This window comes from Streptomyces sp. SLBN-31 (assembly GCF_006715395.1).
GTDB lineage: Bacteria > Actinomycetota > Actinomycetes > Streptomycetales > Streptomycetaceae > Streptomyces.
Genome location: NZ_VFNC01000002.1, coordinates 2,740,756 through 2,752,954, shown reverse-complemented (window position 1 = coordinate 2,752,954; position 12,199 = coordinate 2,740,756). Strand labels below are relative to the sequence as shown.

Sequence of the window (12,199 nt, the reverse complement as noted above, 5' to 3'; positions counted from 1 at the left end):
CCCGGGGGGCCGGGGATCGTCCCCCAGAAGGATGCAGTACGGTCCCGGGATGCATGGTTCCTCTCCGCTCTCCCGGCGTGCCGTTCTCGGCTTGGCCGCCGCTGCGTCGCCGCTTGCCGCGGTGACCCCCGCGCACGCCGCGACCGTCGTCGGCGGGGCGCGTCTGGCCCGTCCCGGCGTCCAGGGCACCGGGCTGCCGAAGAAGCTCACCGCCGCCGCCTGGCTCGTGGCCGACGGCGACACCGGAGAGGTCCTCGCCTCCTGCAACGCGCACAAGCGGCTCGCCCCCGCCTCCACGCTGAAGATGCTGTTCGCCGACACGGTCCTGAAGAAGTTCGACCGGAGCGAGCGCTACAAGGTGACCGACGCGGACCTCGCCGACGTCCCGTCCGGATCCAGCCTGGTGGGCATCAAGCCCGGGATCACCTACACCGTCGAGCAGTTGTGGCAGGGCGTCTTCCTGCGCTCCGGCAACGACGCCGTGCACGTGCTCTCCCACATGAACGGCGGCATCGCGAAGACGGTCGCCGAGATGCAGGCCAGGGCCGAGGACCTGCAGGCCCTCGACACCCATGTCGTCAGCCCCGACGGCTTCGACCACAAGGGCCAGCTCTCCTCCGCCTACGATCTCACCCTCTTCGCCCGGCACGGCCTGAAGGACGCCGACTTCCGCGCCTACTGCCACACCAGGACCGCGGACTTCCCGGCCGGGGGCAAGAAGACCTTCCAGATCCAGAACACCGACCGCCTGCTGACGGGCGCGTGGGGTGTGAAGACGTACGACGGACTGATCGGCGTCAAGAACGGCTACACCAGCCACGCCGGCAACACCTTCACCGGCGCCGCGACCCGCGACGGACGGACCCTGCTGGTGACGGTGATGCACCCCACCAGCGGCTACAACGCGGTCTACGAGGAGACGGCCGCCCTGCTGGACTGGGGCTTCAAGAAGGCCAGTTCGGCGGAAGCGGTGGGGACACTGGTCGAGCCGCTGAGCGAGGGCGGGGTGCGGGCGACGCCGAGTCACAAGACGGTGCAGGCGGCGGCCGGTGCTCCCGGCGCGGGCGCCGGCTCCCCCTCGGGGTGGCGGCTGCTGGAGGGCGCGGGCGGCACGGTCGCGCTGCTGGCGGGCGGGGTGTGGGCGCTGCGCAGGAGGCGCAAGGACGAGGGCGGGCACGCCGGTTGAGGTGCGTGCGGCAGCCGTTCCGCGCACCGGTGCGTATCCCGCGGTAGAACGCGGGATCCACCCCCACCCGATGCGGCGGAACGACTGCCGCCTCCCCCCTCGGTTTGGCCTTGCGGGACGTGCGAGCAGCCCGGGCCTACGGAACCTCACTGCTCCAAGTGTGAAGCTCTTGTGTAGGAGATTTGAGCATAGATCCACGACCGGCCGCAATGGTCCGGACGCTTCAATTCCGTTTGTGCAAGTTGACGAGTTGACGGTTTCTCGGCGACCCAGGAACGCGCTCAGCCGCGCCCGATGTACGGCATCGTGGTCGCCAACACAGTCGCGAACTGCACATTCGCCTCCAGCGGCAGCTCCGCCATGTGCCGCACCGTGCGCGCCACATCGGCGACGTCCATCACCGGCTCGGGCGCCACGGAGCCGTTCGCCTGCAACACCCCCGCCTGCATCCGCTGCGTCATGTCGGTGGCCGCGTTGCCGATGTCGATCTGCCCGACGGCGATCCGGTACGGCCGCCCGTCCAGGGACAGCGACTTGGTCAGCCCGGTCAGGGCGTGCTTGGTCGCGGTATAGGCCACCGACAGCGGCCGGGGCGTGTGCGCGGAGATGGACCCGTTGTTGATGATCCGTCCGCCCTGCGGCCGCTGCTCCTTCATCTGCCGGAACGCCGCCTGCGCGCACAGGAACGCCCCGTTGAGGTTGGTGTCCACCACGTGCCGCCACGCGTCGTACGACAGCTCCTCCACCGGCATCCCGCCCGGCCCGAACGTCCCCGCGTTGTTGAACAGCAGATCCACCCGCCCGAACCGCTCCACGGCGGCCGCGAAGAGCGCGGCGACGTCCTCCGGTCGCGAGACGTCCGTGCGTACGGCGGCACAGGCGCCCCCGGGCACCAGCTCCGCCGTCCCCGCCAGCGTCTCCGGCCGCCGTCCCGCCAACGCCACGGACCAGCCCGCCCGCAGCAGCTCCACCGCGACCGCCCGTCCGATCCCCGACCCGGCGCCGGTCACCACCGCGGTCCTCGTTTCCCTGTCGGTCATGCCCGGCAGCGTAGGCGAGAGTCCGGCATACGGGACGGGCTCGTCCGTCATCCGGGTGTTGTGCACCCGACAAGGTGGGTCGGCCACGGTCTCCCGGGGCCGCTCCCTCACCTGTGACGGGAGGACTGGATGATCATGACCACACGCCGTTCGCGGTGGCACACACCGGAGTTGCGCGCCGCCGCCCGGCGGCTCGGGCGCCGCCGTTTTCTGACCCTGACCGCGGCCGCCGCAGCGCTCGCCTTCGCCGGCGACCTGCCCGCCAACGACACCGCGGCCGCCGCGACCCTGGACGCGGCCCGCATCGACAGCGACCCCTTCACCCCGGGCGTCGCCTCCGGCCACCCGCTGCCCACCTCGGTGGTGCTGTGGACCGGCTCGCGCCGGCCCCTGCCAGGCCGACGGCGGACTGCCCGCCCAACCCGTCGACGTCGACCGGGAGATGTCCCAGGACGAGAACTTCGTCCTGCCCGTGGCCAAGGGCACCACCGCCATCGCGCACCCCGAGTTCAACCACACCGTCCACGTCGAGGTCGACGGCCTGGACCCCGACCGCGTCTACTACTACCGCTTCCGCACCGGCACCTGGCTCGGCGGGACCGGCCGCACCCGCACCGCCGCCGTCACCGCAGCCTCCTTCGTGACGGAGGCGGGCAGCCCGGGGCTCAAGCCGGTGTGACGGCCCGCACCGGGCTGAGAGGGCCGCCTGCCGGTGCCGGGTCCTCGCCGGGGTAGCGGACGCCGATCCGGTCCCGGATCGCGTCCAGCGTCCGCATCACCGCTAGCGTGCCGTCGAGCGGGGCGAGGGGGGACTCGCTCTCGCCGGCGCGCAGGGCCCGCATGACCTCGGCGGCCTCGTGCCGGAGGGTGTTGCGCGGGCCGTCCGCCGGGTCGGCGGCGAACTCCTCGGGGTCGCGGCCGTCCCGGTGCAGCACGAAGCGGTCCGGGAAGAAGAAGCCGTGCGGGATGTCGATACGGCCCTGCGAGCCGGTGATCGACGCCGAGGTCGCCGTACCGCCGACGATGGAGCAGTGCACCGAAGCGAGAGCGCCGCTCTCCCAGGAGAGCAGTGCTCCGGTCTGCAGATCGACGCCCTCCTCGGAGAGCACCGCTCTCGCCGTGACGTCCGACGGCTCCCCGAGCAGCAGGTGCGCGAACGACACCGGATACACCCCGAGATCCAGCAGCGAGCCGCCGCCCTGCGACGGGTCGCGCAGCCGGTGCGTGGGAGGCAGTACCCCATCCCTCGCCTCCGGCAGGAGGTGCCCGGCCAGCCCGAAGTCCGCCTGCACATGGCGCACCTCGCCGACCGCCCCGTCGTCCACCAGCGCCTTCAGCCGCCGTACCAGCGGATTGCAGTACATCCACATCGCTTCCATCAGGAAGCTCCCGCGCCCCCGCGCCAGCGCGACCAGTTCCTCCGCCTCCCGCGCGTTCAGCGTGAACGCCTTCTCGCACAGCACGTTCCGCCCCGCCTCAAGGCACAGGCCGGCGGCCGCCCGGTGCGCCGAGTGCGGGGTGGCGACGTACACGACATCGATGTCCGCGTCCTCCGCGAGCGCGCCCCACTCGCCGTACGCCCGCTCGATCCCGAACCGTTCCGCGAACGCCTCCGCCGACGCCTGGGACCGCGAGGCCACCGCGACGACCTCCGCGTCCGGCAGGTCCACCAGGTCCGCGGTGAACGCGGCGGCTATCCCGCCGGTCGCCAGAATCCCCCACCGCACGCTTTCCGCGGTCATGCCCACCCTCGCTCAAGTGACGTCCGGCACTGTGTACGAGCTGAGAGCATAGGTGCCGGAGTACTCGGAAAGGGAGGGGCACATGCCCGAGCAGGGCGTACCGACATCCCCCATACAGCGGGCGGCCGGACCGGAGACGGAACCGGCCGCCGGTGCCGCGGTGCGCCGCACCGGTCTCCTCGTCGTCCTCGTCCTGGGCGGGCTCACCGCCACGCCCCCGCTGGCGATGGACATGTACCTCCCCTCCCTGCCCGAGGTCACCCGCTCCCTGCACGCCCCAGCCGCCACCGTCCAGCTCACCCTCACCGCCTGTCTGCTCGGCATGGCGCTCGGTCAGATGGTGGTCGGCCCGATGAGCGACCGGTGGGGGCGCAGACGGCCGCTGCTGACCGGCCTCGCCGTGTACGTCGTCGCCACCGCCCTGTGCGCCCTCGTGCCGACCGTCGAGGCCCTGGTCGCCTTCCGGCTGGCGCAGGGCCTGGCCGGCGCGGCCGGGATCGTGATCGCGCGGGCCGTCGTACGCGACCTGTACGACGGGGTGGCGATGGCCCGCTTCTTCTCCACCCTGATGCTGGTCTCCGGGGTCGCGCCGATCGTGGCCCCGCTGATCGGCGGGCAGATCCTGCGGGTGACGGACTGGCGGGGCGTGTTCGTCGTCCTCACCGTCGTCGGGCTGCTGCTCGGCGCGCTGGTGTGGGCGAAGCTGCCCGAGACCCTGCCGGCCGCGGAGCGGCACGGTGGGGGAGTGGGCGAGGCGCTGCACTCCATGCGACGGCTGCTGGCCGACCTGCCGTTCAGCGGGTTCATGCTGGCCGGGAGCTTCGCCTTCGCGGCGCTCTTCGCCTACATAGCGGCCTCCCCGTTCGTGATCCAGGAGATCTACGGCGCCTCCCCGCAGACCTTCAGCCTGCTGTTCGGCCTGAACTCCGTCGGGCTGGTCGCGGCCGGCCAGATCAACGGCAAGGTGCTCGTCGGGCGGGTGAGCCTGGAGAAGGTGCTCGGAATCGGCCTCGCGGTCGTCATCGCGGCCGCCACCGCGCTGCTCCTGATGTCGACGGGCGTCCTCGGCGAGACCGGACTCGTGCCGGTCGCCGCCGCGCTCTTCGTCCTCATGTCGGCCATGGGCGTCACCCTCCCCAACGCCCAGGCGCTCGCCCTGATGCGCACCAGGCACGCCGCCGGGTCAGCGTCCGCGCTGCTCGGCACCTCCTCCTTCCTCATCGGTGCCGTCGCCTCCCCGCTGGTCGGCATCGCCGGCGAGCACACCGCCGTCCCGATGGCCGTCGTCCAACTGGTGGCCGCACTGGTGGCGCTGGCCTGCTTCATGGGAATGTGCCGTCCCTGGAACAGACGTGCGGCGGCGGAGGGAGCGGACAGCTGAGCGCGCCGAGACTGCGGGCCGACACCCCGGAACGAGCCGGACTCGACCCCGGGGAGCTGCACCTCCTCGTGCGGGAGGCCCACGACCTCACCACCGGAGAGCGCCCCTGGGCCGCCGGGGTCGTGGTCGTCGCCGGGCGCGGACCGGTGATCGCCGTCGAGGAGGCGGCGGGGTTCGCCGTGCGGTACTCCGCCTACGACCCCGACACCGACTCCGGCATCGAGCTGCCCGCCCGGGACCGGGTGCCGATGACCGTCGGTACCCCCTTCGACCTGGCCTCCCTCACCAAGCTGTTCACGTCCGTCGCCGCCGTGCAGCAGATCGAGCGCGGCACCCTCGGCATCGACGCCCGGGTCGGCGCCTACCTGCCGGAGTTCCGGGCGGCGGTCCGGCACGGGATCACCGTGCGGCAACTGCTCACGCACACCTCGGGACTGCGACCCGAACTCCCCCTGTACGACTGCGCCGACGACGCCGAACGGATGGCGATGCTGCGCTCGGAGGCCCCCATCGGGGTGCCCGGCACCTACACCTACTCCGACCTCAACATGCTGCTCCTGCAGTACCTCCTGGAGCGCATCACCGGCCGGACCCTGGACGTCCTGATCCACGAAGGCATCACCCGCCCCCTCGGCATGACCGCCACCGGCTTCGGGCCCTGCCCCGGCGCGGCGGCGACCGAGGACCAGCGGCGGCCGTGGGCCAAGGCGGACCGGGGGATGCTGCGGGGCGTCGTCCACGACGAGAACGCCTGGGCGCTCGGCGGGGTCGCCGGACACGCCGGACTGTTCTCGACCGGACGGGACCTGGCGGTCTTCTGCCGGACGCTGCTGGCCGGGGGGTCGTACGGGCCCGCGCGCATCCTCGGCCCGGACTTCGTGGAGCTGCTGCTCAGCCCTCCCGGGCTGGGGTTCGCCGTGGACCAGACCTGGTTCATGGGGGAGTTGGCCGGGCGGGGGGCGGCGGGGCACACGGGGTTCACGGGGACGTCGTTGGTGCTGGACCCCGCTACGGACACTTTCGTGGTGCTGCTGGGGAACGCGGTGCATCCGAGGCGGCGGCGGGCTGACAGTGGGCCGCGGGCGGCTGCGGCGACGCGGGTGGCGCGGGCCGTCCTGGGGGCGCTGCCCCCAGACCCCCGTCGGCCCTGAAGGGGCCTCGTCCTCAATCGCCGGAGGGGCTGATACGGCCTGACCGGGGTCAAGACGGGACGCCTTAGAATCACCCGGTGAACGCCCCCGTATCCCCGGCCGAGACCCTGCGCAGCACCCTCGCCGCCCTGCTCGACGGACTACCGCCCAAGCAGGCCGCCCAGGCTGTCGAGAGGCTGATCGCCAACTACCGGGGTGCCACTCCCACCGACGCCCCCATCCTGCGCGACCGGGCCGACGTCGCCGCCTACGCCGCCTACCGAATGCCGGCCACCTTCGAGGCCGTGCGGTCGGCGCTCGGCGCGTTCGCCGCGGCCGTGCCCGACTGGGTGCCCGGCAGTCATGTGGACGTCGGCGGTGGGACCGGTGCCGCCACCTGGGCCGTCACCGACGTCTGGCCCGGCGGGCGCGGCGTCACCGTCCTGGACTGGGCCGAACCCGCCCTCGCCCTCGGCAAGGAGCTCGCCGCGGCCAACCCCGACCTGCGGGACGCCAGTTGGCAGCGCTCTCGGATCGGAGCGGCGCTCACCGTCGAGAGCACTGATCTCGTCACGGTCTCCTACGTCCTCAACGAGCTGACCGAGGCCGACCGCGCCGCCCTCGTCGACGCCGCCGCCTCCGCTGCTCAGGCGGTCGTGATCGTCGAGGCCGGCACACCCGCCGGCTACGCCCGCGTCATCGAGGCCCGCGACCGGCTGATCGGCGCCGGGTTCAGGGTCGCCGCCCCCTGCCCGCACAGCGCCGCCTGCCCGATCGTCCCCGGCCAGGACTGGTGCCACTTCTCGGCCCGGGTCAGCCGCTCCTCGCTGCACCGCCGGATCAAGGGCGGATCGCTGGCCTACGAGGACGAGAAGTTCAGCTACGTCGCCGCCACCCGCTTCCCCGTCGCCCCCGCCCCCTCCCGGATCGTGCGCCGCCCCCAGATCCGCAAGGGCCAGGTCCTGCTCGACCTGTGCGAGACAGAGGAACGGCTGAGCCGCACGACCGTCACCAAGCGGCACGGCGAGCTGTACAGGGCCGCGCGCGACGCCGACTGGGGCGACTCCTGGCCGCCGCGCACGGAACAGCCGTAGCGCCCGAACCGATACCGTCGACCCATGGTCAAGAAGCCGGCCCCGGACGCCACCCGCCGCAGCGAGAGCTCCCGTCGCGCGATCCACGACGCCGCACTCGCGCTGGTCGGCGAGGTCGGCTACCCCAGGACCACCGTCGAGGCCATCGCCGCCCGGGCCGGGGTCGGCAAGCAGACGATCTACCGGTGGTGGGGGTCCAAGGCGGACGTCCTGCTGGAGGCGTTCCTCGACCTCAGCGCGCGGGCGGCGTGCGAGGCCGACGGGGAGCCGTACGTCATCCCGGACACCGGCGACGTCGCCACCGACCTCAAGGCCGTGCTGCGGGCCACCGTCGACAAGCTCACGGACCCAAGCTTCGAGGTGCCGTCCCGGGCGCTGGCCGCCGAGGGCCTGGTCAACGAGCAGGTCGGCCGGGTGTTCGTGGCCGAGCTGCTGGAACCGAGCCTGCGGTTGTACGTCGACCGGCTGCGTGCCGCCCAGGAGGCGGGCCAGGTACGCCCGGAGATCGACCCGCGCATCGCCCTCGAACTGTTCGTCTCACCGCTGGCCCAGCGCTGGCTGCAGCACACGGGCCCGATCTCCCACGAGTACACGGACACCCTCGTCGACTACGCCCTGCACGGCCTCGCCCCCCGCTGACCCGGGTGGCCGGCTCGTACCCCTCGTCCCGCCTGCCCCGATTCACGGCTCCCGACCCCCGATGCGCCAGATGGTGGGACCATAGGGCATGCTGATTCGCACGAAGGCGAGGCGAGGGGATAGATGAGCGGGGACGTAGGCGGCCGGACCGGCCGGCAGGGCAAGCTCTCCCAGTGGCTGCGCGGACGCCGCCCGAAGGAGACCGCCGCGGAGGACCGCGGCCGGGAGGCCCTGCTGCTGGCCGCCGCCGAAGCGGGCCTGCCGCTCGCACCCGCCGCCCACCCCGGCCCCGACTACCGCTGCTCCTGTGACCGCGTGGGCTGCCCCACCCCGGCCCGGCACCCGGTGTCCTTCGCCTGGCAGACGCAGTCCACCACGGACCGCGCGCAGATCGAACGCTGGGCCCGGCACCAGCCGCAGGCCAACTTCATCACCGCGACCGGCATGGTCCACGACGTCCTCGACGTACCGCTGGAGGCGGGCCGGGAGGCGCTGGAGCGGCTGCTCGGCGCCGGGATCGAGGTCGGGCCGGTCGCCGAGAGCGACGACGGCCGCATGCTGTTCTTCACCCTCACCCGCGGCACCCCCGAGGACGAGGACGAGTGGTGGCCCTGCGAGCTGGACTGCCATCCCGAGACCATGGACGAGCACCCCGGCCTGCGCTGGCACTGCCGGGGCTCCTACGTCCTGGTGCCGCCCGCCCGGCTCCCCGGTGACCAGCGCGTGCACTGGGTGCGCGGCCCGGAACACCCCCTGCCCGACCCGCTGAGCCTCCTCGAGGTCCTCACCGACGCCGGCGCCCGCCACGCCGGCCAGGAGACCGACCACCCGGGCGCGGCCTGGCCCCTGCGCCGCTGACGGAACCTAGCTGCCCTCGGCCGAGGTCATGCCCTCCAGCCGGGACAGGATCGTCACCTGGCCGTCGCCGGCCGGGACCTGAGCCACCTCGTTCGACATGAACTGCATGGTGAGCGACTGCTTGACCTCCCCCGTCGTCAGCGCCCGCACGGCCGCGTTCTGTGCGGGGATCGAGGAGTTCGGGGCCGCGGTCATCTTCTGGAAGCGGCGGTGGGCGAAGAACACCAGCGCGCCGCCGTCCTCGGTGCGCAGCGCCAGCGGGGCGTAGTCGCCCTCGCTCAGCGGCTCGTCGATGAACTGCGTGGCCAGACCCGGTTTCTTGGCGTTCTTGACGCGGGCCGTCCGCCACTCGCTGGTGTGCGGACCGGCGGCGAAGGTCTTGCCGCCGCCCTTGAGGTAGGTCGCGTAGTCCTTGCTCAGGTCCTCGGGCGCGACGGCCAGACCGGTGGAGTTCGCGGGCACCGCCTCGGCCCGGCCGTCCCCGTCGGTCTTGATCCGCGGCAGCGCGCCGGGCTTGACCAGCGTCAGGTACGCCACCTGCCAGGGCCGGCCCAGTCCGTCGCGGGTGAACACCAGCAGCCAGCGCAGACTGCCGCCCTTGTTGCCCCGAGCCTCGGCCACGAACCAGCGCGGCCAGCCGGCCTTCTTCGGGATCGTGAACTTCGCGTCGGTCAGCTGCAGCGGCGAGTACGCCGGATTGCCGGCCGGGTTCGTCGTGTGACCGGCCTTCAGCCTGGCCGCGTCGATGTCCCCGAGGGCGCCGGTGACATGGGCGGCGTCCAGCGAACTGTCGTACGCCTTGTCCGCCTTGTTGTACGCGGTCGTGAACGCCGTCAGTGCCTTGGCGGCCTCGGCCCGGGTGGCGGAGGGGAGCACCTCGCGCTCCCCGTGCACCACCACGCAACCGCTCGCCGTCAACGACAAAGCGGTCAGCGAGGCCGCTATCACTACGCGCCGGTCAAGCCTTGGACGCCTCGGACGGCTGCGATCCCTGCTCATCGCGATCCTTCACCTTCCCCTTCCCGGAGGCGAACCCTACCGGGGCGAAGAACAGCGCGAGCGTCGGGATCAAGTACAGCAGCCACACCGTGACCTGAAGCACCGTCGGATCGGGCTGGAAGTTGAACACGCCCTTCAGCAGCGTGCCGTACCAGCTGTCCGGCGGGATGGTGCCGGAGATGTCGAAGGCCAGGTGCGTCAGACCGGGGAGGATGTCGGCCTCCTGCAGGTCGTGGAAGCCGTACGCCAGCACGCCCGCCGCGACGACGACCAGCATGCCGCCGGTCCAGGTGAAGAACTTGGCCAGGTTGATCTTCAGGGCGCCGCGGTAGAACAGCCAGCCCAGCAGGACGGCCGTCGCCAGGCCCAGGGCCACGCCGATCAGCGGGCGCGGGGTGCCGTCGCTGGCCGCGTGGACGGACGCCCACACGAACAGCGCGGTCTCCAGGCCCTCGCGGCCCACGGCGAGGAACGCGGTGGCGACCAGCGCGCCCGTGCCCATCGCGAGGGCCGCGTCCAGCTTGCCGTGCAGCTCGGACTTCAGGTGCCGGGCGGTGCGCCGCATCCAGAACACCATCCACGTCACCAGGCCGACCGCGACCACCGACAGGGTGCCGCCGAGGCCCTCCTGCGCCTGGAACGTCAGTTCCTGGGAGCCGAACTCCAGGACGCAGCCGAAGCCCATGGCGATCAGCACGGCGATGGAGATGCCCATCCAGATGGGCCGGATGGCGTCCCGGCGCCCGGTCTTGACCAGGTAGGCGATCAGGATGCAGACGACGAGGCTGGCTTCCAGGCCCTCGCGCAGGCCGATCAGATAGTTGGAGAACACGGCTACGCCTCCTTGGAGAACAGCGTGCTGCCCCACCAGTCGTCCTTGTCGCGGACGCCGGGCGGGACGGCGAAGACCGCCGAACCCACGTGCTGGATGTACTCGTTGAGCGCGTCCTGCGCCGACAGCCTGCGCTGCAGCGGGATGAATCCCTTGCGCACGTCGCGCTGGTAGGCCAGGAAGAACAGGCCCGCGTCGAGCCGGCCGAGGCCGTCGGTGCCGTCGGTGAAGGAGTAGCCCCGGCGCAGGATCGTGATCCCGCCGTTGGAGTCGGGGTGCGCGAGCCGCACGTGCGCGGTGGGCTTCATCGCCTTGAGGAAGGGCGCGTCGTGCTCCTTGGCCTTGCCGACCGGGGCTCCCTCGCCCTTGTCGCGGCCGAAGACGTCCTCCTGCTCCTGCAGTGAGGTGCGGTCCCAGGTCTCGATGTGCATCCGGATGCGGCGGGCGACCAGGTACGACCCGCCGGTCATCCAGTCCGGCCCGTCCTTCTCGCCGACCCACACGAACTTCTTCAGCCGGTCCGTCTCGGTGCCCGCGATGTTGCGGGTGCCGTCCTTGAAGCCCATCAGGTTGCGCGGGGTCTGCGCGTCGGGCGTCGTGGAGGAGGTCTTGCCGAAGCCGAGCTGCGACCAGCGGATGTTGACCGTGCCCATGCCGATGCGGGCCAGGTTGCGGATGGCGTGCACCGCGACCTGCGGGTCGTCCGCGCAGGCCTGGATGCACAGGTCGCCGCCCGTGCGCGTCTTGTCGAGGTTGTCGCCGGCGAACTGCGGGAGGTCGACCAGGGCCTCGGGCCGCTTGCCCTTGATCCCGAACGCGTCGCCGAACTTCTCGAACAGCGACGGACCGAAGCCGATGGTGAGCGTCAGGCGGGAGGGCTTGAGGCCCAGGGCCTCGCCGGTGTCGTCCGGCGGGGCCTCGGCCAGACCGCCGTACGCGCCCTCGCCGACGGCCTTGCCCGCCGTCATCCGACGTGCCGCCTCGGTCCAGTCCTTGAGCATCCGCACGAACTCGGCGCGGTCGTCGGTCTGCACGTCGAACGCGGCGAAGTGCAGTCTGTCCTGCACCGGGGTGGCGATGCCCGCCTGATTGGCGCCGTGGAAGGCGACCGCGGCGCCGGTCTCGGCGGCGGCCGGGTCCACGTCGTTGCCGACGCGGGTCATCGCGACCGCGCCGCCGGCCGCGGCGGCGCCGAGCGCGAGCCCGGCCCCGCCCCATCCGATCAGCGAGCGCCGGCTGGGCGCGGCCTTCCGGTCGTCCGCGGCGGTGGCTTCCTGGGTGTCCGTCATGGTCAGTCG

Annotated in this window: 11 protein-coding genes and 1 pseudogene; 7 read left to right on the top strand and 5 right to left on the bottom strand. The window is 72.4% G+C overall.

Features of this window, described 5'->3' with window-relative positions; all coding sequences use genetic code 11:
- Positions 1–49 precede the first annotated feature (49 nt).
- Positions 50–1,186 (top strand): D-alanyl-D-alanine carboxypeptidase family protein, encoded by a 1,137-nt coding sequence (locus FBY22_RS32640; RefSeq protein WP_174267315.1) that lies wholly within the window; start codon positions 50–52, stop codon positions 1,184–1,186.
- Between the two features lie 281 nt (positions 1,187–1,467).
- Here the strand turns inward: FBY22_RS32640 and FBY22_RS32635 are convergent, their stop codons facing one another.
- A complete protein-coding gene (locus FBY22_RS32635; RefSeq protein ID WP_142151575.1) occupies positions 1,468–2,226 on the bottom strand; it encodes an SDR family oxidoreductase in 759 nt (252 codons plus the stop codon).
- Between the two features lie 129 nt (positions 2,227–2,355).
- Here FBY22_RS32635 and FBY22_RS46085 point away from each other — a divergent pair.
- Positions 2,356–2,845 (top strand): annotated as a pseudogene (locus FBY22_RS46085) (PhoD-like phosphatase N-terminal domain-containing protein); the annotation flags it as partial.
- 46 nt (positions 2,846–2,891) lie between these two features.
- Here the strand turns inward: FBY22_RS46085 and FBY22_RS32625 are convergent.
- Entirely contained in the window at positions 2,892–3,968 is a 1,077-nt protein-coding gene (locus FBY22_RS32625) for a Gfo/Idh/MocA family protein (RefSeq protein WP_142151574.1), read from the bottom strand.
- Between the two features lie 82 nt (positions 3,969–4,050).
- Here FBY22_RS32625 and FBY22_RS32620 point away from each other — a divergent pair, with 82 nt between their 5' ends.
- The 5 genes from FBY22_RS32620 (at position 4,051) to FBY22_RS32600 (ending at position 9,070) form a co-directional block, all read left to right on the top strand.
- Positions 4,051–5,349 (top strand): multidrug effflux MFS transporter, encoded by a 1,299-nt coding sequence (locus FBY22_RS32620; RefSeq protein WP_142151573.1) that lies wholly within the window; start codon positions 4,051–4,053, stop codon positions 5,347–5,349.
- Positions 5,301–6,500, top strand: coding sequence for a serine hydrolase (locus FBY22_RS32615; RefSeq protein WP_142151572.1), 1,200 nt, complete (start codon positions 5,301–5,303; stop codon positions 6,498–6,500). Before FBY22_RS32620 ends, FBY22_RS32615 begins: the two co-directional genes overlap by 49 nt.
- Positions 6,501–6,577: 77 nt before the next feature.
- A complete protein-coding gene (locus FBY22_RS32610) occupies positions 6,578–7,573 on the top strand; it encodes a small ribosomal subunit Rsm22 family protein (protein WP_142151571.1) in 996 nt (331 codons plus the stop codon).
- Positions 7,574–7,597: 24 nt separating this feature from the next.
- Positions 7,598–8,212 carry a TetR/AcrR family transcriptional regulator gene (locus FBY22_RS32605; protein WP_142151570.1) on the top strand — a complete coding sequence of 205 codons (615 nt, stop codon included), beginning with the start codon at positions 7,598–7,600 and terminating at the stop codon, positions 8,210–8,212.
- Between the two features lie 123 nt (positions 8,213–8,335).
- Positions 8,336–9,070 carry a bifunctional DNA primase/polymerase gene (locus FBY22_RS32600; RefSeq protein WP_142151569.1) on the top strand — a complete coding sequence of 245 codons (735 nt, stop codon included), beginning with the start codon at positions 8,336–8,338 and terminating at the stop codon, positions 9,068–9,070.
- A gap of 6 nt (positions 9,071–9,076) precedes the next feature.
- Here FBY22_RS32600 and FBY22_RS32595 read toward each other — a convergent pair whose 3' ends face one another.
- From FBY22_RS32595 to efeB, 3 genes are read right to left on the bottom strand one after another with little or no spacing between them, the layout of a single operon-like run.
- On the bottom strand, positions 9,077–10,069 hold the full coding sequence (locus tag FBY22_RS32595) for a hypothetical protein (protein WP_142151568.1): 993 nt from the start codon (positions 10,067–10,069) through the stop codon (positions 9,077–9,079).
- A complete protein-coding gene (gene efeU, locus FBY22_RS32590) occupies positions 10,029–10,901 on the bottom strand; it encodes an iron uptake transporter permease EfeU (protein ID WP_142151567.1) in 873 nt (290 codons plus the stop codon). The genes FBY22_RS32595 and efeU overlap by 41 nt, the downstream gene beginning before the upstream one ends.
- A gap of 2 nt (positions 10,902–10,903) precedes the next feature.
- The gene (efeB, locus tag FBY22_RS32585) at positions 10,904–12,190 is read right to left on the bottom strand and encodes an iron uptake transporter deferrochelatase/peroxidase subunit (RefSeq protein WP_142151566.1); all 1,287 of its coding nucleotides are present in this window, start codon (positions 12,188–12,190) and stop codon (positions 10,904–10,906) included.
- Positions 12,191–12,199 lie beyond the last annotated feature (9 nt).